24 protein-coding genes and 1 other annotated feature (1 of these 25 only partly in view) are annotated in these 25,338 nt (G+C 34.5%); of the genes, 2 read left to right on the top strand and 22 right to left on the bottom strand.

Annotated elements, in window-relative coordinates:
* Nucleotides 1–76 (top strand) — a binding site (T-box leader) (it extends 151 nt beyond the left edge of the window).
* Nucleotides 77–128: 52 nt separating this feature from the next.
* A complete protein-coding gene (locus tag FC89_RS07505) occupies nucleotides 129–1,511 on the top strand; it encodes an amino acid permease (RefSeq protein ID WP_057871925.1) in 1,383 nt (460 codons plus the stop codon).
* A 140-nt stretch (nucleotides 1,512–1,651) separates the two neighbouring features.
* Here FC89_RS07505 and metK read toward each other — a convergent pair whose 3' ends face one another.
* The 18 genes from metK to FC89_RS07415 all read right to left on the bottom strand — a co-directional run bounded on the left by metK (nucleotide 1,652) and on the right by FC89_RS07415 (nucleotide 18,033).
* On the bottom strand, nucleotides 1,652–2,809 hold the full coding sequence (metK, locus tag FC89_RS07500) for a methionine adenosyltransferase (protein WP_415617377.1): 1,158 nt from the start codon (nucleotides 2,807–2,809) through the stop codon (nucleotides 1,652–1,654).
* Nucleotides 2,784–3,839, bottom strand: a complete 1,056-nt coding sequence (locus FC89_RS07495) for a helix-turn-helix domain-containing protein (protein WP_057871923.1) — start codon at nucleotides 3,837–3,839, stop codon at nucleotides 2,784–2,786. Before FC89_RS07495 ends, metK begins: the two co-directional genes overlap by 26 nt.
* A complete protein-coding gene (locus tag FC89_RS07490) occupies nucleotides 3,832–5,145 on the bottom strand; it encodes a PocR ligand-binding domain-containing protein (protein WP_057871922.1) in 1,314 nt (437 codons plus the stop codon). The genes FC89_RS07495 and FC89_RS07490 overlap by 8 nt, the downstream gene beginning before the upstream one ends.
* Nucleotides 5,146–5,214: 69 nt before the next feature.
* Nucleotides 5,215–6,405: an acetate/propionate family kinase gene (locus FC89_RS07485; protein ID WP_275453134.1), complete on the bottom strand. Its 1,191-nt coding sequence runs from the start codon at nucleotides 6,403–6,405 to the stop codon at nucleotides 5,215–5,217.
* 30 nt (nucleotides 6,406–6,435) lie between these two features.
* The gene (locus tag FC89_RS07480) at nucleotides 6,436–7,143 is read right to left on the bottom strand and encodes an MIP/aquaporin family protein (RefSeq protein ID WP_057871921.1); all 708 of its coding nucleotides are present in this window, start codon (nucleotides 7,141–7,143) and stop codon (nucleotides 6,436–6,438) included.
* Between the two features lie 47 nt (nucleotides 7,144–7,190).
* Nucleotides 7,191–8,312, bottom strand: coding sequence for an iron-containing alcohol dehydrogenase (locus tag FC89_RS07475; protein WP_057871920.1), 1,122 nt, complete (start codon nucleotides 8,310–8,312; stop codon nucleotides 7,191–7,193).
* A 12-nt stretch (nucleotides 8,313–8,324) separates the two neighbouring features.
* Complete coding sequence (locus FC89_RS07470) at nucleotides 8,325–9,743, bottom strand: aldehyde dehydrogenase family protein (RefSeq protein WP_057871919.1); 1,419 nt, start codon at nucleotides 9,741–9,743, stop codon at nucleotides 8,325–8,327.
* Entirely contained in the window at nucleotides 9,727–10,011 is a 285-nt protein-coding gene (locus FC89_RS07465; RefSeq protein ID WP_057871949.1) for a EutN/CcmL family microcompartment protein, read from the bottom strand. Before FC89_RS07465 ends, FC89_RS07470 begins: the two co-directional genes overlap by 17 nt.
* A gap of 24 nt (nucleotides 10,012–10,035) precedes the next feature.
* Nucleotides 10,036–10,899 (bottom strand): ethanolamine utilization protein EutJ, encoded by an 864-nt coding sequence (gene eutJ, locus FC89_RS07460; RefSeq protein ID WP_057871918.1) that lies wholly within the window; start codon nucleotides 10,897–10,899, stop codon nucleotides 10,036–10,038.
* Between the two features lie 15 nt (nucleotides 10,900–10,914).
* The gene (pduL, locus tag FC89_RS07455) at nucleotides 10,915–11,541 is read right to left on the bottom strand and encodes a phosphate propanoyltransferase (RefSeq protein WP_057871917.1); all 627 of its coding nucleotides are present in this window, start codon (nucleotides 11,539–11,541) and stop codon (nucleotides 10,915–10,917) included.
* Between the two features lie 16 nt (nucleotides 11,542–11,557).
* Nucleotides 11,558–11,839: a BMC domain-containing protein gene (locus tag FC89_RS07450; RefSeq protein WP_275453135.1), complete on the bottom strand. Its 282-nt coding sequence runs from the start codon at nucleotides 11,837–11,839 to the stop codon at nucleotides 11,558–11,560.
* 17 nt (nucleotides 11,840–11,856) lie between these two features.
* Entirely contained in the window at nucleotides 11,857–12,384 is a 528-nt protein-coding gene (locus FC89_RS07445; protein ID WP_057871915.1) for a BMC domain-containing protein, read from the bottom strand.
* 16 nt (nucleotides 12,385–12,400) lie between these two features.
* Nucleotides 12,401–13,060 carry a hypothetical protein gene (locus FC89_RS07440; protein ID WP_057871914.1) on the bottom strand — a complete coding sequence of 220 codons (660 nt, stop codon included), beginning with the start codon at nucleotides 13,058–13,060 and terminating at the stop codon, nucleotides 12,401–12,403.
* Between the two features lie 20 nt (nucleotides 13,061–13,080).
* Complete coding sequence (locus FC89_RS07435) at nucleotides 13,081–13,356, bottom strand: BMC domain-containing protein (protein WP_057871913.1); 276 nt, start codon at nucleotides 13,354–13,356, stop codon at nucleotides 13,081–13,083.
* A gap of 16 nt (nucleotides 13,357–13,372) precedes the next feature.
* Nucleotides 13,373–14,161: a propanediol utilization microcompartment protein PduB gene (pduB, locus tag FC89_RS07430; protein WP_057871912.1), complete on the bottom strand. Its 789-nt coding sequence runs from the start codon at nucleotides 14,159–14,161 to the stop codon at nucleotides 13,373–13,375.
* Nucleotides 14,162–14,179: 18 nt separating this feature from the next.
* Nucleotides 14,180–14,947: a glycyl-radical enzyme activating protein gene (locus tag FC89_RS07425; protein WP_057871911.1), complete on the bottom strand. Its 768-nt coding sequence runs from the start codon at nucleotides 14,945–14,947 to the stop codon at nucleotides 14,180–14,182.
* A gap of 18 nt (nucleotides 14,948–14,965) precedes the next feature.
* Nucleotides 14,966–17,512 carry a glycyl radical protein gene (locus FC89_RS07420; protein WP_057871910.1) on the bottom strand — a complete coding sequence of 849 codons (2,547 nt, stop codon included), beginning with the start codon at nucleotides 17,510–17,512 and terminating at the stop codon, nucleotides 14,966–14,968.
* A gap of 32 nt (nucleotides 17,513–17,544) precedes the next feature.
* The gene (locus tag FC89_RS07415; RefSeq protein WP_057871909.1) at nucleotides 17,545–18,033 is read right to left on the bottom strand and encodes a GlcG/HbpS family heme-binding protein; all 489 of its coding nucleotides are present in this window, start codon (nucleotides 18,031–18,033) and stop codon (nucleotides 17,545–17,547) included.
* A gap of 248 nt (nucleotides 18,034–18,281) precedes the next feature.
* Here FC89_RS07415 and nifJ point away from each other — a divergent pair, with 248 nt between their 5' ends.
* Nucleotides 18,282–21,785, top strand: a complete 3,504-nt coding sequence (gene nifJ, locus FC89_RS07410) for a pyruvate:ferredoxin (flavodoxin) oxidoreductase (protein WP_057871908.1) — start codon at nucleotides 18,282–18,284, stop codon at nucleotides 21,783–21,785.
* An 86-nt stretch (nucleotides 21,786–21,871) separates the two neighbouring features.
* Here nifJ and FC89_RS07405 read toward each other — a convergent pair whose 3' ends face one another.
* From FC89_RS07405 to FC89_RS07395, 4 genes are read right to left on the bottom strand one after another with little or no spacing between them, the layout of a single operon-like run.
* A complete protein-coding gene (locus tag FC89_RS07405) occupies nucleotides 21,872–22,981 on the bottom strand; it encodes a glycosyl hydrolase family 8 (RefSeq protein WP_057871907.1) in 1,110 nt (369 codons plus the stop codon).
* 10 nt (nucleotides 22,982–22,991) lie between these two features.
* Nucleotides 22,992–24,302 carry a glycosyltransferase family 2 protein gene (locus FC89_RS07400; RefSeq protein ID WP_057871906.1) on the bottom strand — a complete coding sequence of 437 codons (1,311 nt, stop codon included), beginning with the start codon at nucleotides 24,300–24,302 and terminating at the stop codon, nucleotides 22,992–22,994.
* A complete protein-coding gene (locus FC89_RS12745; protein ID WP_169790212.1) occupies nucleotides 24,299–24,439 on the bottom strand; it encodes a hypothetical protein in 141 nt (46 codons plus the stop codon). The genes FC89_RS07400 and FC89_RS12745 overlap by 4 nt, the downstream gene beginning before the upstream one ends.
* 16 nt (nucleotides 24,440–24,455) lie before the next feature.
* Entirely contained in the window at nucleotides 24,456–25,316 is an 861-nt protein-coding gene (locus tag FC89_RS07395; protein WP_057871905.1) for a hypothetical protein, read from the bottom strand.
* Between the last annotated feature and the right edge of the window lie 22 nt (nucleotides 25,317–25,338).

Genomic DNA, 25,338 nt, shown 5'->3' with positions numbered 1-25,338 from the left:
CGGAATTAAGTGTGATCAGTAACAAGTTTATAGCTGATCAAAAATGGGTGGTACCACGCTTATCAGCGCCCCTGGAATATTTTTCCAGGGGCTTTTTTTATTATTAAAATTAATCAAGGAGCTGCTTTATGAAGGAAAAAGAAAATCAAAATCTTAATCGTGATCTTTCATCACGCCAAATGCAGATGATCGCTCTGGGAGGAACAATCGGTGTTGGTCTATTTATGGGGTCAGCTTCAACGATCAAATGGACTGGGCCTTCAGTTTTACTGGATTATGCTTTAGCTGGTTTAATCCTCTATATTGTTATGCGCGCATTAGGTGAAATGCTGTACCTAGATCCTTCTACTGGATCTTTTGCTAAGTTCGGCAGTGAATATTTGCATCCCATTGTTGGTTATCTAACGGCTTGGAGCAATGTTTTTCAATACCTGGTTGTCGGTATCAGTGAAGTAATTGCGGTAGGACAATATTTAAATTATTGGTGGCCTAATCTGCCTGACTGGATCTCAGGAGCAGTGATTGTTATTACTCTTTGTATTGCTAACCTGGTTTCAGTTAAAGCCTATGGTGAATTAGAGTTCTGGTTTGCTTTAATCAAGGTCTTAACCATCATTTTTATGTTAATCTTAGGTGTCATGGTTATTTTACTGGGTCTTGGTAATCATTGGCAGCCGATTGGGTTCTCTAATCTTTGGTCACATGGTGGCTTCTTTACTGGTGGTTTTAAGGGGTTCATCTTCGCCTTATCGATTGTAATTGCCTCTTATCAAGGAATCGAAGTTATCGGTATTACCGCTGGTGAAGCCAAAAATCCACAGCCAACAATTATTAAATCCATTAAATCAATTGTCGGTCGAATTTTATTGTTTTATATCGGATCAATTTTTGTAATCGTAACAATCTATCCTTGGGATAAACTTGATCAAGTTGGATCTCCATTTGTTGAAACTTTCGCTCGCGTTGGAATTACAGCAGCTGCTGGAATTATTAATTTTGTCTTAGTTACGGCTGCCATGTCTGGTTGCAATTCAGGAATTTTCAGTTCTAGTCGCATGTTGTACAGTCTAGGGTTAAAACATGAGATCAGTGAAAAATTCACTAAACTTTCCAATCGTGGTGTCCCGGTACTGGCTGTTTTAACAATATCTATTGGTATTTTTATTGGAATGATTTTAAATGCAATTTTACCGCATTTAGTCAAGGGCAGTGCAAATATCTTTGTACTAGTCTATAGTTCCAGTGTACTGCCAGGAATGGTGCCTTGGTTTGTAATTCTTTTAAGTCATTTGAAATTCCGGCAGTTAAAACATGACCAGTTGCAAAATCATCCTTTTAAATTAGCTCTATCACCATTCAGCAATTATTTTGCATTATTGGGTTTATTTTTAACTTTGATTTTTATGTTCTTTAACCCGGAAACGCGAATCTCAGTTATCATTGGATTCATTTTCCTAGGCATTATGTCATTAATCTTTATAGTTAAACGACCGGATAAAAAACAATATTAAGATTCTTCATAAAACAATAGGACTGGATAAAACGTTAATTTTGTCCAGTCCTATTTATGTTTTAACTATATTTTTCAAAAAGGCTCGTCCTCAACTATTGCAGACTCTCCATACTTTTTGTGCTTATATACTGTAAACTTTTATCTATCAACTTTAAGTAGCATTTTCAAAAGACAGGCTATTTTAGTTGATTCCCAAGGATATTCATACCCAGCTTTAAAATGTCCATAAATTGCCGTTGAACTGTAAATAGGTTGCCTTAAATGAAGTGTTGAAATTATTTCACTAGGTGAAAAATCAAATATCCGGTTAATAAATTCATTTAATAACCCATATGAAATCTTTTCAGTTCCAAAAGTATCTAAATTAACATTCACAGGTTTTTCAATTCCAATAACATATGTTAAAGATATCAAACATCTTGCTGCTAATCCCGCAGCCACAATATTTTTAGCAACAAATCGTGCCATATATGCGGCTGAACGATCGACCTTGGTTGGATCTTTACCTGAAAAAGCACCACCTCCGTGAGGAAAACCACACCCATATGTGTCAACAAAAATTTTTCTGCCTGTCAGCCCAGTATCAGCCTCTGGCCCCCCTACAACAAATCTACCAGTCGGATTAATTAATATTTTAGTATTTCTTAAAAATTTTTCTGCTATATTTTCTCGAATTACTTTTTCAAACAAATCATTACGCAAACGTTCCTCTGAAATTAACGGATCATGCTGAACAGACAATGTAATACTGTCTAAACCAATCGGAATGTTGTTTTTATCATATATTACAACTACTTGGGTCTTCCCATCCGGTCTCAAGTATGAAAGCCTTTGGGTATGGCGGTATTGATCGATAATCTTGGCTAGTTTATTTGCCAAGTATATTGGCATTGGAATAAGATCCGGCGTTTCCGAAGTTGCATAGCCGTAGACAGTTCCTTGATCACCTGCTCCAATATGGCCACTTTCCTTTTTTACCCCCAAACTAATATCAGGTGACTGAGCATGAACATTTATTTCAATAGCACACTTTTTAGCATCAAAGCCCTTTTTAACATCATCATAACCGATGCTAAGCAACTTATTTCTTATCACTCTTTCATAATTAATCGTTTCTTTACTGCTAACCTCCCCAGAAACTAATAATAGATTTTTAGAAATCATGCATTCTAGCGCAACTTTAGCATTAGCATCTTTCTGCAAATAAGCATCCAATAAGCAATCTGATAATTGATCGCAAACCTTATCAGGATGCCCTTCCGTAACCGATTCAGCCGCAACTTTCTTCATCTTTATTACCCGCTTTCTCTTTTTCCAAAATAATATTCTTTTTATATTGAATGGGGGTCTCACCTTGTATTTTTTTAAAAACTTTTGAAAAATAACTTGGCTCACTAAAAGAAAGTTTAAAAGAAACATCAATTACTTTTTCATCATTAAAATAAAACTCCTTTTTGGCCTCCTCAACTTTCTTTATTTGTATATATTTATTGAAACTAAAACCAAATTCCTTAGAAATTGCTCTACTTAAATAACTAGCACTTATATTTGCTTGCTCCGCTACATTAGATAAAAATAAATCTGAATGGATTTGCGTATTTACGCATTCAAAAACATTCAAAAAAAATGGTTTTTTTCGAATTAATTGTTCTTGATAAAATAAATCTACTAAGTCAAAAATGAAAAACTCAACAACATAGGCAGTAAGTTCATAATCAGAAAAATTTAAAGTAAAATTTGATTCAAAGTCATTTTTAAGTTTTTCCGAATAACTGTCATTACTAAGTACTACTTTTCTAAGCATGCTTAATTGAGCTGACAAATTAGCTCTGGAAATTTGTTCAATATAATTGGTACAAATTATAAATAACTCAGAATACACTTCACTGTATGTTGAATTTAAGATTAGTTTTCTAAGCTTCAACGTAATTGGTTCAACAGTTAAATTTTGTGTGTGCTTAAGTTCAAAAATCACTTTATTTATAATTCGAAAAGAAAGTGGTAATAGCATAATTTTTTCAATTTTTCGTTTTTCTAACAATGAAACTAACCCCGTAGTAATTTCATTAGAAAAAACATAAATTTTTGTTTTGGGGCTCAATTGATTAATAATATTTATTTTTCGAAAAAAGGCATCATTTATTGTTGAACACTCTAAAAAAACACCTCTAAAGTATTCATTCTTCAACAAATCAGCAATTGACTTATTTTCAAATTTTTGAATAGTACATATTTCAAAATTGTGCTCAGAAACATTCCCCGCTACTTGAAAAAGAGCTTTTTCAAGTAAAGGATCTAATTTAAAAAAAATTATTTTATTACCCATTGACTCTAATCCCTTCTATAGCTAATGGAACTTTTATTACTACTTGAAATCCTTTCTGATAATTTGACTGAAGTTCGATATCATACTCTTTACCAAATAAGGAAATAAATCGTTTTCTAACAGAGTGAATGCTTAATTCATATTCATCCTTATCAGCTATCTCTGAATTGTTTTTAAAAAAGCGATCAAAATTTTGCGATGACATTCCAGAACCGTTGTCCTTAATTTGGATAAAATAATTTTTCTCATCTTCATAAATTAATATTTTTAATTGCCCTTTATAATTAATTTTACTAAATCCATGTAAAATAGAATTCTCAACAAAAACATAAATCGAAAAGTAGGGAATAAACTTATTTTTAAGGGAACAATTATACTTTATTTGGTAATCAAAACCATCTGAAGAAGATATTTGTTGAATTCTGAGATAATTTTTTATATTTTCAAGTTCTTTTTCGAGCTCAATAAAGCCACCATGAGTTTCAAAATTATAGCGCAACATTTTTGAAAATAAACAAGTCAATTCATTTGTTCTAGGTGCCCTCTCGATAATTGACAAGTTTCCTAAAGAGTTCATAACATTTGTAAGAAATTTATTTCTCAAAAAATCTGAACCATGGCTACTACTTACTGTTGTCTTTGTAACTTTTTCCTTAATTGATAAGTTTTTTATTTTCATTTCTAAATTATCATTTTCCTGTTCAGTTCGTTTTCGAAGAAGCTCCTCTACTTTTTTTTCGATCATCTCATCAATTATTAAACGAAACATATTAGCAACTAGCTTTAATCTTTCTAATTTAACAACTTTTACTTTTTTATACTCGGCATAAAGTTCTTCAGCTTTTTCAGAACTAATATTTTCAAAAGTAAACTTCATGACATTTTCCAGATCTTTTGCGCCAGTTGTCTCACACTTTACCTGTCCAATAAGAATCGCACCTAAATAGATACCATAAATATTAATTGGAACTGCACAATCCACCAGACCTGCTGGACACCGGTAAACATATGGCATATTTTTCATTGCCGCTTTTAATCCACCATAAGCATCCGAAAAAAAACAATTCGATCGGCAATCGTCCATCGTTCTTCTCAATTTACAAAAAGAAGTAAAACTCGTTTCTTGGGTTATTGGTGTCCCTTTAGCATCAACAGCTACAATAGAAATTCCCGAAATTTCTGCAATATTGTCCTGCATTTTTTGTAATGCATCAACATCAATGACATTTTGCATTCCAGTTTCACTCAAAACTTTTATTAACTTGGCCTTTTCTCGATGTTGTTCATTTAAATCATTAGTTGCCATAAATTATCCCTCCTAAGAAAATGTAAGCGCTTTCCTAAAAGGAATTATACCATCAGCTGATTTATTTGTTCAAACATTCACTAAATTATGGACAAGCTTATAAGTGTCTTTAGCAATAACCAGCTCTTCATCCGTTGGGATTACCAGTACTTTGACTTTAGAATTTTTTGAACTAATTAACTTATCATTGTCATCATTTTTTTGCTTATTTAATTTTACATTCAAGCATGTTAATTGTTCACAAATTTGCTGACGAACATAAGCTGAATGTTCACCGATTCCGGCTGTAAATACGATTCCGTCAATCCTTTTTAATTCTGACGTGTATGACAATATATACTCACTAATTTTCCTAACAAACATTTTTATCGCTATTTTAGAAAGTTCATTCCCATTTCTAGCACTATTTTGAACATCTCTAAAATCGTTTGAAATTCCTGATATGCCCAACAGTCCAGATTCTTTATTGATAATATGTTCAATTTTATTAACATCTAACAACAAATTTTTTTCTAAAAATGGGAAGATCATTGGATCGATTCCACCACTGCGAGTCCCCATCATAACCCCATCAGTTGGTGTAAATCCCATAGAAGTATCGAAGGACTTACCCTCCTTGATACAACAAATACTGGCTCCATTTCCAAGATGACAAGTAATAAAATTGGCCTCTTGAAAATCCAATTTTAAAAATTCTGCAGCTCTTTTAGCAACGTATTGATGGCTGGTTCCGTGAAAACCATATTTTCTAATTTTATACTTTTGATACAAACTATATGGTAAAGGATATAGATAGTTATAACTCGGAATCGTTTGGTGAAACGCTGTATCGAAAACTGCTACTTGAATACTTTGCGGAAGCACCTCCGAAAAAACTTTAATTCCCATTGCATTGACCGGATTATGAAGCGGAGCCAACTCTCCAAGTTGTTCAATTCTTGCAAATTCTTTCTTGTTTACAATAGTTGATCTATCAAAAAACTCCCCACCATGTGCTACTCTATGTCCTACCCCAACAATTTCATTCAATTCGTCTATAAAATTCTGCTTTAACAACTCAGTCAAAAGGCATCTAATAGCCTCTTCATGATTTTTTATTGCTAAGGTCTTAGTTTTATTATTAATTGAAAACTGAGCTTCTGGACTGCCAATACGTTCAATTATTCCACTTACGCAAACTTTCTCAGCCGGCATTTCATATAATTTGAATTTTAGTGATGAACTTCCAGAATTTATTGCCATTATTTTAAGATTATTCAATAAGTGTCACCCTCTTATTAAAACATTATTTTAAACAATTTTTACAAGAAAAACTGCTAGTAATCCACCTATAATCGGGCCTAAAATCGGTACCCAGCTATAATCCCAATTAGCAGATCCCTTGTTAGGAATTGGTAAGACTGCATACGCCAATCTTGGTCCAAAATCCCTTGCTGGATTAATAGCATATCCAGTCGTTGATCCTAAAGAAAAACCAATTGCAACGATCAGCAAACCTACAACTAACGGTTTTAGTCCTTCCGCAAAATTACCTAACGTAAGTAAACAAAGAATAAACGCAAAAGTAGCAACAACTTCACTGATAAAGTTAAACAACTTGTTATCGATTGCCGGTACAGTTGCAAAAATTGCAACTGTATTTCCTTGATCAGATTTTGTCTTCTTAAAATGTGGGTAAAAGTGAAGTGCTACTACACTGGCGCCCAAAAATGCCCCTACAATTTGAGCCAAGATATATCCAGGAACTATCTTCCAAGAAATTATTCCTCCGGCAGCAAAAGCAATTGTAACCGCCGGATTCAAATGACCTGGAGCTCCAAAGTAAGCTGCGGTATAAACACCTAACATGACAGCCAGTCCCCATCCTAAAGCAATCATGATCCAACCGGCTTTAGCAGAGGCCTTAGCATAAGCACCCTCAAGATTAACCGATGCTCCAACTCCAGCTCCAAATATCATCAGTACAAAAGTTCCTATAAATTCTCCTAAATATCCCATAAGTCATCCTCCTCGATTTCATCTTCTCCCTACTTGAAAATAAACAATTATAAAATTGATAATACGATCTTAACTAAATCGCCTTTAGTAGGAACTACCGGATTACCAGGATACGTAAAATCTTTTTCAGCATTTAGCACTATTCTATTTAAATCATTTGCAACTTTTTTACCACTAACATCACATTCTTTTAAAGAACGTGGACAATTTAATTTCTGTGCTAAATCCTCTACTTGTGAAATTAAAAATTTGACGCTGTCTTCAGCATTCATTCTTAGGGTTTCTTCAGGGAAGACCAATTTAGCAACAGCTGCATATTTACTTTCAACTTTTTGACTTTTAGAATTAAATTGCATTACCTTTGGCAGTAAAATCGCATTAGCCAGACCATGTGGAATATGAAATAAACTTCCTATTTGATGTGAAAGAGCGTGGCTGATCCCTAATCCTGCATTTTCAAATGCACAACCTCCAATACAAGAAGCTGCTTGCATATTAGCAAAATATACATCTTCTTTTTTTACGTAACAATTTTCCAAGTTATCAAAAACAAGCTTAATCGTTTTTTCAGCAAGAGCATCCGAAAAAAGTGATGCATTATTTGCTACTAAAGATTCCAATCCATGGGTTAAAACATCCATCCCACTATAAGCTATTACTTTAGGTGGACAACTCTTTACTAAATCTAAACAAAGAATTGCAGTATCTGGAAGCAGCAACTGATCTTCAACCGGATACTTTAACTGCTTCTCGGGATCAGAAATCACTGATATGCTGGTGACTTCAGATCCAGTTCCGCTCGTAGTTGGAAGTGCCCAAAAATAACTTTTTCCTAAATCAGGATATTTTTTTTGTGAAAAGAATCTGACAGCTTTAACAGTATCAATTGCCGAACCACCACCAATAGCAATTACTTGAGTAGGCGAAAAATTAACGTATGATTTAATACCAGCTATTATATTGCTGATCGGCGGTTCTGGTTTTATATCATCAAAAATACAAATATTATTATTTGCCTGCTTTAAACTATTAAATAAATTATCAACGACTGCATTTTTCAATAAAAATGGATCGCAGCCAATCCAGATTTTTTCATTTGACAATTTGTCTAAATTACTAAGGGCATTATTTCCACTTAAGATATGTGTTTTAATCTTAAAAGACTCCATGCTGACATCCTCCTATCTAATCGAAAAGCCACTAGTCAAGACGCATCTCCTTACCCGGGCAAAATTTTTAGCACTGGTTGTACCTTCTCCTGTAGGGGTAGCTATTGTATAAGTTGTCGGACCTTCTCCACCAAATCCAATTCCGGCATACGATGGACCATTTTTTACAAAAATAGAAGTCTGCATCTCTTTAGCAGCCTTGTTAAGCCGCGAAACATTTTGAGAATGCATAATTGCTGTATGGTGTAATCCATGTTCCAGTGTCAAACAGGTATCTAACGCCGCTGCAAAATCCTTTACTCGAATAAACGGAACTACAGGCATTAACATCTCTATTTTGGCAAATGGACTATTCTGATCAGCTTCAATCAAAATTAATCTAGGATTCCCAGTATAAGCAACACCAGCATCGTTTAAAATTTTTTCTGCAGACTTACCAACATATTTTTTATTAGGAGTTTGTTTTTCTGTAACGGTTAATTCAGTTAACTTCTTGACATCAGCTAAATCAGATACAACAAAAGCCGCATCTTTTTTCAGATTTTCTAATAATTTATCTGCAACTTCATTTACAACCACAATATTTTTTTCAGCAATACATGGTAAATTATTATCAAAAGCCGCACCATTAACGATATCTTGAGCTGCTTTTTCAATATCGGCTGTTTCGTCTACTAAAACTGGCGGATTCCCTGCTCCAGCACCTAAAACTTTTTTACCACTTCTCATTGCTTGACCCACAACACCTGGCCCTCCAGTAACAACCAGTAAATTGATATCTGGGTGAGTCATCATTTCTTGGGCTGCTTGAATAGATGGTGATTCAATCATTACCACCAAATTTTCTATTCCACTTGCCTTGCTAACTATTTTATTCAGCTTTTTTATTAACCAAATTGAACTTTCTTTTGCACCTGGATGCGGACTAAAGTAAATTGCGTTACCTGCCGCAAGCATTCCGATCGTATTATTAATGATTGTTTCTGTAGGATTTGTACTTGGAGTAATTGCACCGATGACCCCATACGGGCATAATTCATATAACGTCATCCCATTATCTCCGGTTATAACCTGACTGCTTACTTTCAGATCTTCTAATCCGGGTGTATTGGTGATAGCTAATCTGTTCTTTTCGATTTTATCGTTTAAATTTCCCATGTTTGTTTCTTCGTATCCGCGACGGGCAATTTCTTCTACCTCTGGCAGTAATTCGTCACGAATAGCTTTAACAATTTTTTTCCTCATTTTTAATGAAGTATGAAAATATTTATTCTGAGCAATCTTGGCTGCCTTAACTGCATCATCTACAGTTTTAAAAACACCATTTTCTCCCGCAGCAGCATAACTCGATTCTTCCGAACTTTTAATCCCATCGTCCAACTTATCATTTTTAATAATCTTAGCAATTATATCCTCAACATCTAATTCCATCTTTGATCATCCTTTCATCAAAATTATCAATTATCCCAACAATCGCTGCGTCAACTGGTATTTCTTTATTTAAAAAAGTTTGCCGAGCTGAACTTCCACACGAAACTAAAACATAGTCATCTACCCCTGAACCGACTAAATCAACTGCAACGATCAGATTGTCTAAAGAACTTGCATGAATCATTTTTAAAATCATTAATTTGGATCCAACTAAACTATCTTCTTTTTTGGTTGAAACAATATTCCCAACCACTTTCGCAATATACATTTTTTCACGTCCCAACTTGCCGCCTTAGCTGAATGACTTTTCATTTCCAATTGCAATCCCCAATGGCGTTACAAAACGAGGACTATGCGGTTGATAAACTTGACGATTGAGCATTTTGCTTAAAGTATCTGGAAATTTTTCAAAACAAGTTGCTCCTCCGACTAAAAATACAGGCACATTTTGCGGAATTTGGAATTTAGTCAAATATTGATCAATAATTGTTCCAATTTTTTCAACAACTGGTTGAATGATACTAAAAATTTCATTTTCCTTTACTTTTGATCTTTTTAATTTTTCAGCTGCTGTAATTGTTACATTATAGAAACCTGCGATCACCAAAGTCATTTGTGTGCCACCAGTAGCTTGATCTGCAGAAAAAACAACTTTTTTGTTCTTGATAATTGTTATTCCGGTTGTTCCTCCACCGACATCAACTACTATTCCATCAGAAATATCCAATAAACAAGCTGCTGCGACTGGTTCATCCAAAATTGCACTAACCTCTAGATTGGCAGCCTCGATAACATTACCAACAATTTTTTTATTATTTCCGACTGTTCCAGGTGGAATTGCCCCAGCCGCCGTGTTTAAATTAGTCTGTAAACATGCTTCCGCTCTTTCCTTCAATTTATTAGTTATCGAAATTGCACCCATAAAATCAACTACTAATCCATCCCGGACAACACTGGCTTCTTCATAGGCCGAAAATACTGGCACATTTTGTTCATTAACAACTACTAAAACGATCGAGGATGTTCCTAAATCAATTCCGGCTTTTAATTTTTTAAACTTAACATCTGCCGCTAGCTTTTCCTTATTTACAATTTCACTAATAACATCCAATTTTGAATTAGCTGCTGCAAGTTTTTGTTCTTCGATTTCATACATAGACTCACCCAATTATCAGCTGATTATTTTTCCGAATGATTTTCCAGAAATATTTCCAGCATTAGCCTCATCGGTATCGAGATGCATCTCCAATTTAAAATTCTTTCCCGGTCTTATTTCAACATTCTGAAAAACAATTGGTCTTTCAGCATTATCCACCGAGACACTTACTGTATCTCCTTTTTTTACCCCCAATAATGCTGCTTCTTTCTCAGACATATGGATATGTCTCTTGGCAACAATTACTCCATCGTTTAAATGTAATGATCCATATTCAGATTCCAAATCGATTCCAGGAGTGTTATCTAAATTACCAGATAATCTAATTGGAACTTTAATTCCCAGTTTTCGAGCATCTGTTAATGAAACCTCAACTTGTGAATGACTACGAAATGGTCCCAAGATGCGAACTCTTGCAATTTTTCCTCTTGGTCCTTTGATAGTAACCATCTGCTCTGATGCAAATTCCCCTGGTTGATTTAGTTCTTTTTTTACTTTTATTGCTTCATGCGGAAACAATTTTTTATAGTCGGTTTCCGTTAAATGAATATGATGATTTGAAATCCCGACAGGAATTTTTACAATTGTTTTTAAATTAGTTAAGACTTCGCGAACTGTTGCTTGAAAATCTTTATCATCCATTTTTTCCCCTTCTTACTTATTTATCTTTATCAGTTAAAATCTTTTCAATATCAGTATGTGGCCGCGGAATTACATGAACAGATTTTACTTCTCCTACATTTTTGGCGGCAGCTGCTCCAGCATCAGTTGCGGCTTTGACAGCGCCTACATCTCCTCTGACCAAAACTGTTACTAACCCAGCTCCAATTTGTTTATATCCAATTAAACGTACATTGGCAGCTTTTACCATTGCATCGGCTCCCTCTACAGCTGGCACAAAACCTTTAGTTTCTATCATTCCTAATGCATCATTCATTATAAATTCCTCCTTAAATTTCAATTATTTTTCTTTGGTTGATTATCAACTTTATTAACCGCAGTAGTTTCCTTCGTGCTACTATTTCTTTTTTGCAAACCTGTCCCATTATTTTTAGCTGGTAAAGATTTATTCGTTGTAATTGATTTCCTTTTACTTAAATTTGCATTCTTTCTGCTGGATCGAATATTGTTGCCAGCTTTATTTGCTGGTTGTTTGTTTTCAATTTTTGGTTGTTTTTCTTCTTCCGATTTATTCTGCTTTTTAGTTACATCTGTTGATTCTAAAAAGATACTAAGATCTTCATGAGGTCGAGGAATCACTTTTGCAGAAACAAATTGATTGCTTTCAACAGCACTCGTTTGTGCTGTACGAATGGAAGCTTGCACTGCGGCAACATTTCCTTCTACAAAAATTGTCATCCATCCCATTCCCCGGGTCATTTTGATTTTGACAATCTTAACATCGGCTGCTTTTACCATCACATCAGCAAATTCAATTGCGGCAACATATCCTTTTACTTCCAACATTCCCAGTGCATCATGCATATCTACACCTCCCATCTCATTTATAAATTATTTTTAAATTCTTTTCTGCTATTTTTTCTCTAGCCAATTCTGTCAAAATTGTAGCTGAATTCAAACTCACTGTTTTATTTGATGGGAGCTTTTCAATATCTGCCAAAGTTAAAACGGTCGTTTTTATTTCATACTGTAAATTTCTATTCAAATCTTTCCAATATATCTCCTGTAAACCAAACTCGTTTAGTGTTTTCATGTACGACGAGAAAAGTTCACTATATTTTTTATTTTTATTTGAAATTGGTCGTTTTCCATCTTTTAAAAGTAAAACCTTTCTTCCTAAGAAAAAGGTTTTACTGATCCAAAATGTAACTGTATCGTCAATGATCCCTAAAGCAGCCTTAGCAACATCATAAAATGGAAACGACGTTAACAATACTTTGTCTTCTTCATTTAAGTTCTTAGGAAAAGTTGCTTGATAGTTCTCACTTGTAAAGTTAATAATTTTTAAATCATACTGATCCCGTAAAAACGAAACATTATTAGTTTTAATTTCCTGGCTGATTTTTGTTTCATTTTTATCTGTTAAAATATACAATTGTGCTTTTTTTAATGCTTTTAAATTCGACTCTTTTTCATTTAATCTTGAAATAATTTGTTCTGTGATTTGAGAAATAATTGTATCAAGTTGCTTTTGATCCATATTTCAACTCACTTCCGTTTTTACTCATTCGGTAATAAAGATTCAGTATCCGTATGCGGTCGTGGAATTACATGGGTTGAAACTACTTCTCCAACATCTTTAGCTGCAGCAACTCCGGCATCGGTTGCCGCCTGAACCGCACCAACATCCCCTCTGACCAAGACCGATACAAGTCCAGAACCAATTTTTTTACTTCCAATTAACTGTACATTAGCCGCCTTTACCATTGCATCGGCAGCTACAACGGCACCAATAAATCCCTTAGTTTCAATCATTCCCAGTGCATCTGAATTCATTTTGAATCATCCTCCCCTAAATATATGGTTTTGTAGTAGAAACTGGTTTAGCACCCAATGTTCCTAATAATTTAAGTCCTAACTCACGAGCAGCAATTACTGCTTGTCTAACTGCTCCAGAATCCCCAGTTATTGTTAAAATAACTTCATTGGAGTGTGCTGTCCCACCATTACCTGGAGAAGCATAGCTAACTACTTCAACATTTGCTGCTTTAATAGCAGTATCTGCCAAAACTACTGCTATGGCTGCCGGGCCGGCACAAACTAATCCAAACGATTTACCTACCGGCGCTCCAAAAGCTTTTTCAATTGCATAACTAGCACGCGCTGTATACTGAAACTCTAGGTGTCCAGCCTCATTACTATAAACATCGCCGTTGGTTTGGTTCAAATTCTCTAATGCAACTTCAATTGCCCGTCTTGCATCAGATACATCTTCACTGCCAACAATAATTAATGAGCCGTGACCAGCACCTCCTTTAGTATCACGAGCCAATTCAACTGAAAGTACTTCTGTATTTGTAGCCTTAACTGCTTCATCGATCGCCATAATTTCAGGACCTGCTCCGGTTCTAGCTCCCAAAATTCCAATTGAACGATATTTTTTGTCAATCTTCATTTGTTCATGCAGCTGAGGATCAACATTAGCAATAACTAGTCCAATTGCATCACCAATACCTGTTCCTACAAATTCAGTTACATTACAGCTTTTATTTTTACAACTACTTTCACTTTTGCTCGTTTCCTTTTCATCCAAGCTTTTTTCAACTTGATTCATTACTGTATTGAATATTTTTTCATCCATTTTTAGATTCCCCTTTATTTATCCACCCAAAACACAGTTAAATCCGTGTTCTTCAACAATTTCTTTTAAAGGTAATAAATCGTCTTCTGATAAAGGAGCTATATCTCCCATCTCATATTTTCGTCCTAATTTTTTATATTTTTTTCTGCCAACAGTCATATATGGTAAAAGGTGCAAGGTATTTACATTATTAAGGTATTTACTAAATTCACAAATATAATTTATTTGTTTTTTAGAATAGTTAAAAGTTGGGATGACCGGTACGCGAACAACCACATTTTTGGCCAATTGGTTAATCAACAATGCATTTTTCAAAATTCTATGGTTGCTTACACCTGTTCCCCGCCGATGAACATCTTCTGGAATTGCTTTTATATCAAGCAAAACGTAGTCTAATTTTGGAATTATTCTGGTAATTGTCCTCTCTGAAATATACCCTTCTGTTTCCACCGCCGTAGTCCAACCATTCGCATTGCAGACCTTAATTAACTCTTCAACAAAATCTGGTTGAGTTAACGCCTCGCCTCCTGAAAAAGTAATTCCACCTCCTGAACGCCGATAAATTACTTCATCTTTTTTTATTTGTTTGTAAACATCAGCAACACTCATCATTGAGCCAAAATCTTTAGTCGGACGAGGATCTTGAGATTCTGGATTAAAGCACCACTTGCACCGCAGTGGACAGCCTTTTATAAAAACGATCGTCCTAATTCCCGGTCCATCATGAATTGAATAACGTTGAATATTGAACACACAAGCTTTTTTATCATAGTCAATATTTCCCATATAAATTACTTCCTAATTTTAAAAATTATCAAACTCAGTTCTTGCAATAATGTCGTCTTGGACTGACTTATCCAAAGCAATAAACTGTGCACTATAGCCTGCAACACGAACAATTAAATCCTTATGTTGTTCAGGATGTGCCTGGGCATCAAGTAAAGTTTGCCGATCAATAACATTAAATTGAACATGTCCGCCTTTTTTATCAAAGAATCCACGAATTAAAGCTGCAAATCTTCTCAATCCGCCATCTCCTGCAACCGCTGAAGGACTAAATTTCATATTATATAATGTCCCATTAGATGCTATAAAATGATCAAGTTTAGCAACTGAATTAGCTGCTGCAGTCGGGCCATTGGTATCCGTTCCTCTGGTTGGAGAAACCCCATCAGCAATCGTTTCCTTGTCATAACGACCATCTGGTGTTGCACCAATATAACTACCAAACAAAACATTGCCGGAAACCGGATAAAGTCCCGCATTAAATATGCCGCCACGTGGTGTCTTATAGTTTTCAAGTTCTTCACAATAAACTCTTGAACCGATTCTAGTAAGTTCGTCTACTTCGTTTAAATCGTTACCGTATTTATCCACATTCATAACTTGTTCATGAATTTTTGCGTAGACATTACTGTTATCATCAAGTGATTTAGTAGTATCATCATGATTTAATTTCAAATTATCTAAATCAAGACTTTCATCTTCACCCAGAACTTTTTTGACAGCTTGTGCAATTGCATCGTAGGCTTCATCTTTATCTGCTTTTGCAGCTGGAACAGCACTCTCACTTCTACCAAAATTGTGATCCATTGCTTCTTTTAGTTGCTTCATTGATAATGTTTTACTATCAAATACTAGTTTTTTCACAACCATTAAAGCATTGCCGATGTTTGCAGAACCTATTCCTTGAGGACCTGTAAAGTTATAATGTGCTCCACCATGGTCAATCGTTTCGCCTTTACTGATGCAATCATCTACTAAGGTTGAAACAAAAGCTAACTGCCCATATTTGCGGTGAGCATAATCAACTGCATTATCCGCTCTAACTAGCAATGAAACACAAAACTTCATTTGCTCAACATAGGCTTTTAGAAATTCGTCAAAAGATTTGAAATCCTTAAATTCCCCTGTTTTAGGTCCAAAATCTTTACCATTCAAACGACCATTATTCATTGCTATTTCTAATACTTTTGGCAAATTAAATAAGGCAGCATCACACCAACTATTTTCTTTACCTTGACTAGCTGGCTCAACACATCCAACAATTGCATAATTTCGTGCATCTTCAAGTGTTTCACCACGATTTACTTTGGCAGTAATAATTTCTTCATCGTTATAGAATGCTGGTTGTCCACCACCCAATCTTGAAAGTTCACATGCCTTCAATAAAAATGCATTAGGTGTTCCATTCCATACTCGAATCGATAAAGAAGGCATTGCCATCATTACATGAGCCATTGACTCGATTTCCATATATGAAATAGCATTAGTAGCGTCCTTGCCATCTTTAGTTTGACCACCACAATTAACGTTTTGCCATAATTGGTAACCCGCAAACGCTGTAGCCGTTACAATATCTCTCAGTTTATTCAAATCATTAAACTTCACAAACAAGCAATCAAGTAATTCTTGAGCCTCTTCTTGAGTCAGAGTATCGTCATTTTCATAGAAAGGAATCATATACTGGTCAAATCGACCTGGTGAAATTGAGTGACCTGAAGCTTCGATTTGAATAACTAATTGAATAAACCAAAATGATTGCAGTGCTTCATAAAAATTACGTGCTGGATATTCTGGAACGTGTGAACAAATTTCGGAAATCTTTAATAGTTCGGCTTTCCTTTTTGCATCATTTGAATATTCTGCCAATTCTTTTGCTTTTTGTGCATAGCGATTAGCAAAGTTCACTACTGCCTTTAAAGTAATTAAAGCTGCCCGATAAAATTGTTCTTTTTCGATCCAACTTGGATCAGTTTGATCTGCATTTTTTATGGCCGCAATTATTTCAGAAATAACTCCACGAATTCCTTTTTGCAAAATTTTTTCATAATTTACTGCTAAATGTCCTACACCGCCTTGATGATAATTTCCAACTGTAAACACTCCCGCATCGTAAGCCTTACGAGTATCTTCATCCATTAATGAAGAAGCATATTCACTAGTTGTTTTTCCTTCCCAGTATTTAAAAATATCTTTTAATTCTGTTTTTACTTCTTCAGAAATAGCAAACGGATCAGCTGATCTGGTTGAAACAGTATCAAACTCATCTTTAAGTCCTTGTGGCCCAAATTCTGGAAAAATTTGAGCTGAGCGCGAATCAATTGTGGCTGTTCCTACAATTAATTCATTATCGCGAATAACAACCGGCAATTCTGAAAGTATCTTCTCGAATCCTTTAGCATGTCTTAAAACAGTTGGAAGCGCTTCCGTTTTCTTGTATGATTCAGTAATCAATCTTGCTCTTTCAACTTCGATCCGCGGAGTTGTATCAAGAATTGCTGCCTTTAATTTTTTTATTCTTTCTGTTGGTTGCGAAAATCCCGGTTTTACGTTAATTTCTTTTTTCATTATGATTTTCCTTTCTTAATTATTAATAAACTTTAGTGATCTTCAAACTCTAAATGTTTCAACCAATATTTTGCTAAAGAATCATCTTCTTTAGGATCTGGAGCGCCACTAACACCCAAACCACCCACCAAACAATTATTTATTCGAATCGGAATTCCTCCACCAAAAGTCACGATCTTACCTTCACTGAAAGTTTCTAATTGAAATAAAGGTTCTCCAGGTTGACATTTTGAATATAAATTAATCGTCGATTCATTCATAGCGACTGCTGTATAGGCCTTTTTTTGCGATAAAGTTAGACTAACTAAAATAGCATTAGGCATCCGATAAAAATAATATAAATTACCCGCTTGATCTACAATTGAAAAAGAAACATCTAGTAATCTACGTGCAGCTTCATCTGCAGTTTTTAACACGGCACTAGTGATTCGGTTTAAATCAAAATAATTTTCTTTTTCGAAAGAAGCATCACCTGCCTTTTTTAATACCATATCTATCAAACTGTGATCATTTTTTTCCAAGTTATCACCTCTAAACTATTTCAAATTTCAATTGCATTATAAGCTCTTTTACTGACTGTTTAATTGTATTTTTTTTCCAGAAAACTATAACTTTTTTCATGGCAAATTATTTCATAATAATTTTTATTTTGCTGCAGAGCATATATTTACTAGTTTTTCGACAAAATATTCCTATGTAAATCAAAATAAATCAATCAAACTTAGAGATATAAGCTATGAAAGTGGTTACATGTTGGGAGGAATTAAAGTTGAGAAAGATAGTAAATGGTGATACCGCGGTAGCCTACGTTGCATACGCTTTTAGTGAAGCAGCTGTAATATATCCAATAACGCCTGCTTCATTAATGGCCGAAAAAACAGAACTTTGGTCTAATCTAAAAAAGAAAAATTTATTCAATCAAAATGTTGAAGTTGTTGAAATGCAATCAGAAGGTGGAGTGGCTGGTGTTGTCCATGGACTGGCAAAAACGGGCGTATTGTCTACCTCTTTTACATCTTCACAGGGATTGCTTCTTATGATTCCAACACTTTATAAATTAGCCGGTGAATTCTTACCTGTAGTTATTCATGTAGCCTCACGTGCCATTTCAACAGGAAATTTAAGCATTTACGGTGATCACAGTGATGTCATGGCGGTACGGCAAACTGGAGTTATAATTTTAGCAGCTAGTTCCGTTCAGGAAGCAGCTTTATTTGCTGGTGTTGCTCACTTGTTATCCGCCACAATGTCAATGCCGGTTATTAATTTTTTTGATGGCTTCAACACAAGTCATGAATTAAGAAACATTGAATTACCCTCATATAGTCAACTTAAAAAAATAGTTGACCCGATCGTTTATCAGAAAATTAGAACAAATAGTGTGCGAAATGATCATCCACGAGCTTATGGAATTTCAGAAACACCTGATATCTTTTTTCAACAACAAGAAACTACCAATCTTGATTATCAAGCTGTTCCTAAACAAGCAGCTAATTGTATTGAAGTATTAAATCCATTATTTAATACTAACTGTTCAGTAGTTGATTATTACGGAGATAAATTTGCAGAAACAATCATGATTGCTATGGGCTCAATCATTCCAACCATCCAACAAGTTATAGATGAAAGCAATAAAAACAACAAACACTGGGGAGTATTAAATATTCACTTGTATCGCCCTTTTCCTGCAAAAGCAATAATTGACAAAATTCCCTTTTCTGCCAAAAATATTATAATTTTAGATCGAACAAAGGAAAAAGGTTCGTTTAATGAACCGCTTGCTGAAGACATCCAATCAGTAATTCAATCAGCTAAACGAAATGTAAATATTTTAGCAGGAAGATATGGTTTAGGTTCCAAAGATGTAACTCCCAATCAAATTAGAGCTGGATTTTTTGAAGTTGAAAATTCCAAACCTAAAAAACATTTTTCATTAGGAATTATAGATGATGTTACAAAACTTTCATTGTCAAATATCGGTCAAAATGATTTAACTCCTCAAAAAGATTTTCAAGCTCAAATTTGGGGACGCGGTTCTGATGGCGCAACAAGTGGAAGTAGCATGACAGTTCAGATAATTGGTGAACAAACAGACTTAAATGTTCAAGGACAATTTAAATTTGATCCTCGTAAAGCCGGTGGAGTTACGGTTTCACATCTTAGATTTTCAAAACAAAAAATTCGATCGGCTTATGCAGTTAAAAGTTTCAATTTTTTATCATGTTATTGCGATAATTATATAAAAACATTCAAATTGTTTGATGGTCTTACTAAAAACGGCATATTTTTATTAAATACTAGCTATTCTCTAGAAAAAATCACTAAAATTCTTCCAAATGATTATAAATATTATTTCGCTAAAAACAAAATAAATTTTTATATAATAGACGCCAATAAGATTGCCCAAAAATTTAATCTCTTACCTCACATAAATTCGATAATGCAAACTTGCTTTTTATATTTGGCTAATCTGACAGATTTCCAAACTAGTTTAAATGCACTTTCCAGCAAATTTAATAAAAAATATAGCTCTTATAGTACACAACTGGTTAAGTCAAACATAAAAGCTATTAATGATTCAATTGCTGATTTGAAAAAAGTAAATATTCCAGCAACTTGGGGGAGAAAGGATAAACACAAAAGTGATGTACCCACGGATAGTTCATTTAAAGGTGAAATTCACTTAGTCATGACCAAACAGCTTGGAGAAAAAATAGCAGTAAAAACTATGCTCAAACATGGTTTAAAAGATGGTTCGTTTCCACTAGGTACCGCTAACTATGACAAGCCGGATATTGCTGCAAAAATTCCTATATGGCGTCCTGAATATTGTGTAAACTGCAATTTATGTGCAACTATTTGTCCACATGCAGCTATTAGACCATTTGTTTTCAAAGAAAACGAACCTGTACCGTTTAAAACCGTTCCTTTCAGAGGAAATGCCAAATTCAAATATCGACTCCAAGTATCTCCGTTGGATTGTACTGGTTGTACACTTTGTTATGATATGTGCCCTTTAAAAAATAAGGGAATTCAATTGGAAGAAAATTCGCAACATAAAAAAGTGGAGAACGAAAATTGGAATTACGCTATCAATCATCAAACCTTTGATTTTCCTGAATCCTCAAAAAAGAGTATTCGTTCTGTTCAATTAAAAAAACCTTTACTTGAATTTTCAGGAGCTTGTGCTGGTTGTGGCGAAACGCCTTATATAAAATTACTAACCCAACTTTTCCCTAAAAATTTAATGATTGCCAATGCAACCGGATGTTCTTCGATTTGGGGCGGAAGTGCACCATCGATTCCTTATACTACTGATAAGAGTGGCTACGGACCTATCTGGACAACTTCACTATTTGAAGATAATGCCGAATACGGATTCGGATTAGGCATCGGCGCTGAACTCATTAGAAATCAATTAAGTCAAAAAGTTAAAAAAATTGCTACAAATAAAATTTATAGTGAACATTTAAGAAACTCAGCTCAAAATTGGTTAAGTAAAAAAGAGACTCAAAGTGATCCTAAAGTCGTAAATTCATTAGTTAACAGTCTGGCAAATGAAGCACCATACTATCCAGAATTAGAAGAATTACTTGTCAATCAACACTTCTTAATGCGAAGAATTACATGGATCGTGGGTGGTGATGGTTGGGCATATGATATTGATTATGCCGGAATAGATCAGATTATATTCCAAAATAAAAATGTAAACATCTTAATTTTGGATAATGAAGGCTACTCAAATACCGGGGGGCAAAGCTCAAAATCCAGCCCTACAGCTGCCAGAACAAAATTTACAAATTTTGGAAACAAAAAAATAAAAAAAGATTTTGCATCTATTATGATGACTTATGATAATGTCTACGTTGCTCAAATCTGCCTTGCAGCTAATCCTGAACAGACCTTAAAAGCTTTTATTGAGGCTGCAGCTTATGAAGGGCCCTCGATTATAATTGCCTATAGTACATGCAAATTACATGGGATTTATCATAATACTGCTATTAAAGAACAAAAAAAGGCCGTAAAATGTGGATACTGGCCCCTCTTCAGAAGATTTCCAGCTTCAGGTACACAAAAAGAATTTTTAAAACTTGACTCTAGCAAACCTGATTGGAGTCTATTTCAAGAATTTCTAAAGGGGGAGCTTAGATACCATTTGGGTACACACAATTCTGCTGAGTTTTCAAAGCTTTTAGCTATAAATGAAGCCGAGGCTAAGAAAAGGTATCTTAGATACAGTGCCCTAACTGCTAAAAATCGCAAAAAGAGTTAAATATTTTATATGTCGAATCTAATAAAGCCCTAAAGCTAGTCAGTCTAACTAGTTTTAAGGCTTTATTATCTTTATAACCATTTTCACTACTTAAAGGTTCCAAGTGTTGTCAAAATAGTCAAAGCTGATTGATAATAATTATTTGCATTTAAAGATTGAATAAAAATGTATTTTTCTGACTGAACTAATTTTGAAAACTTCGCATTATGATTTGCTGCGAAAAAAATTGGAGCTCCAAAACTAGCTGACTGATAATGATTTAATCGTCGACCATTCAATCGATAACCGCCGGAAATATATTCTTGCTTCATAAAAAAATTCATCATTTTATTTAAAATTCGTTGACTGAGCCGATCTTTGCTTTGAGCTAAATTATACGGCAACCGACAAGCATTGTAATAATAATCTCCGTCGTACTTACTTGAAACAGTTCCTGCTTTAACCGCAACCGTTTGCTTCTTTTTAATCCAAGCAAAGTCTGGAATCAGTCCCGTTCGATGCTGTTTACTCAAACTTACTAGACTTTTCAGCATTGCTTGTTTAATAGTTACCCATGTTCGATTACCTGTTAATTTATAAAAAGCATCAAATTGAGCAGGTAAAACATCAGATGTACGTAACATTGTCTGATATCGACTATGTGCTGCCCAATTTCCAACCATCAATTCTTGTGTTTTAGAATTATAATCATATTTGAGGATATCAGCCAATAAAGTTTGTGCCTGTCGCTGATAAAAATTTGCCTTTTTAGGCCACTTCTTAGCTGCTTCAATTAATGAATAAGCAATATAAAGATCACCATCGGTAGCACTGTTTTGATATTTTCTAATGCGCTGACCCTTAGAATTCAATGTTTGTTTCCAAGACATTAAATTAGTTTTTCCGTCACGATTTGCTAGATAATAACGATCAAGTTGATCAAACTTTTTCTGATCAGCTTGACTGCTGGTAGCACCTTTTACTGCAATCAGCATCCCGTATCCTTGACCTTCTGACAAAACAGTTGTTTTTTTGCGGCTACTTTTGCTAGCAACATATGCGCTGTTTCCAGTTTGCCGAATAAACTTTGAATTCCATTGCGAAATAGTTGATTGGCGCAGATTTTTTGGTGTTTCCAAGCGAACTTTGAGCGTAATTCCTACCAGAATTGCCAATACCATTATAAAGAAAGCGTAAATAAACAGATTTTTTTTCATCTTCAGCCCCTTAATCATTAAATCGCTTAGTTTTCACCCAGTTGTTACCCTCACGATGAAAAATTCGATCAAGTGTCACTGAAGTTACTGCCGATAACGAAACAACAATAAATAATTGTGAGTAGGTAAAATAAGATGCCAAAGCTAACCAAATTTGTTTAGTTGTTGCCTGACCAAACTGAGTTGCCATCGCCAGACTGATCTGCAATAAAAACAAAAGGATCATCAGCATCCAATTAAAGAAAAGCAGCTGTGCGATATAAATATTGCTGGCAGCGAACATAAACGGCAACGTTAAATTCGGCCAGATTAATTGTAAAAACAGAAAAATTACATTGGCAATAAAAATTATATCCGACAAAATGATTGCTGCGTTAAACCAAAAAAAAGTACAGCTATAATAAAATGTTTCTAGTTTTACCCGCCAGTTACTGCGATCAAACAGATGCTTAAAATTAGCAATTACCACTTCATAATTTCCTTTTGCCCATCGTTTGCGCTGCAAATAATAAGACTTCAAGGTTTCCGGTTCTTGTTGAAAAGCTTCTGAGTTATAAGCCAGAGCAATTAAATTTCCACTTTGCATGATTTTAAAAGAAATATCCGTATCTTCTGTCAATGCTCCATTGCGCCAACCACCAATTTCTTTAACAAAATCAGTATTGATAATAAAATTAGTTCCCGGAATTCGGCCGATTTTAAATAAATGCCACATGCCGACGTGCTGAATCCGTTGAGTGACAACAATTTCTTGATTAATGCAACGTGTTAAAAAGTTTTGGTCAGCATTTCTAGTTTTATTTCTGCCAAAAACAGCCACATGTTGTTCCGTTTTTTCTAATGCCTTCGCAACTAAAAAGTACAGCGCATTCTTTTCAGGCATCGCATCCGCATCATAAACACCAATATATTCACCATGTGCTATTTTTAAAGCATCATTCAAAACACCAGCTTTACCGCCAGTTCCATGGCGATTAATTACTTTTATTTTTCGTTGTCGGTAATTACTTCTGGCCACCAATTTTTGCATAATCTGGTAAGTCTGATCCTCGCAATTGTCAGCATATAATAACAGTTCAACCTTGTCTGCTGGATAATTCATATTTAAAATTGCTTTGGCTGTTTGTTCAATAACTACAGCTTCATTGTGCGCTGGCACAACTAAAGTAATCAGCGGATATCTTGCCAGTTGCTTTATGTTCGCATGTGCATTACTATTTTTTAACCAAAAATGCGTTGCTGAGCTTAAAATGATTAATGCCATTGCTAATGACAGCCAAATTGAAACCAAAGTTATAATCATCAACAATTGATTAATCATTTTTTATCGACCGCCTTAAAGTTTTTATTAACTCGTTGAAAAATAATTAGGTAGCAAATAAATAGTATAACAATTGCCAATGCAAAAATCCCGCTGATAATTGACGCCAACATAAAAAAGAATGCCGTTAAATTCATTAAAATCCCCTTTTCATTATTGATACTCAACAATAATATCTGTTTCAAGCTGCCGAACTAATTTCTTTTCCAATTCTTCAAATGTAGCGAATTTTTTTAAATTTGCAAAATTCACGTTCACATAGCTGAATTTAAACTGTAAATCATGCGAAACATCTTGGTTATTAAATTTAATTTGCTCTAAAAATCTTTCTGTTGTTACTTGAAGTTCTTTTCTTAATTCACTAGATTCTTGAGGTGAGAAAATTAAAAAAACTCCCTGTTTCAAATAGTAGAGTGATTCATCAGGTAAACGATATTTTTTTAAATCATCCGCCACCGTACGCAAGACTTTTCGATATTCAGCCGGATTAAGCTGTCTGAATTGCTCACTATGCGCCCATTGAATGCAAGTAACATCAATCCCGACTGAGTCACTAGCCGAATCCTTTATAAAATTTAAATATTTTTTATAGTAACGGCTTGCATTAGCACTATTTTTCAATTTAGTAATCGAATTAACATGCTGTGTATAGGTAATAATATTGCTGCGATCAGATAGCGCAGAACCTCTCATACCAATAGCATATTTAATAATCGCTCCCAACCAACAGTACAAGGGAAAAGTAAATATTAGAATTATTCGTTCCACAACCGGTAGATATACAACTCCAAATAACATAACAAAAGCAACAGCAATTGTTCCAAAAATCGCTAACCAAGTTAAAATTAAATTAGGCAAGATAAAAGAACTTAAAAATCCTAAAAAGATTAAGCAAGACACTGGTATAGAAATATCAATTGTTATTTTTTGAGTAATATCTAATAAAATAATGATTGATATTACTAACAAAATCACAGCAAATTCTATTCTAAAAAAAGATGATTTTCTTTCCATTTTTACCCCCTGGATAACATTT

The sequence above is a fragment of the Liquorilactobacillus ghanensis DSM 18630 genome, from assembly GCF_001435235.1.
GTDB lineage: Bacteria > Bacillota > Bacilli > Lactobacillales > Lactobacillaceae > Liquorilactobacillus > Liquorilactobacillus ghanensis.
Note: the sequence above shows the minus strand (reverse complement) of the source record. Positions and strands in the feature narration are given on the sequence as shown.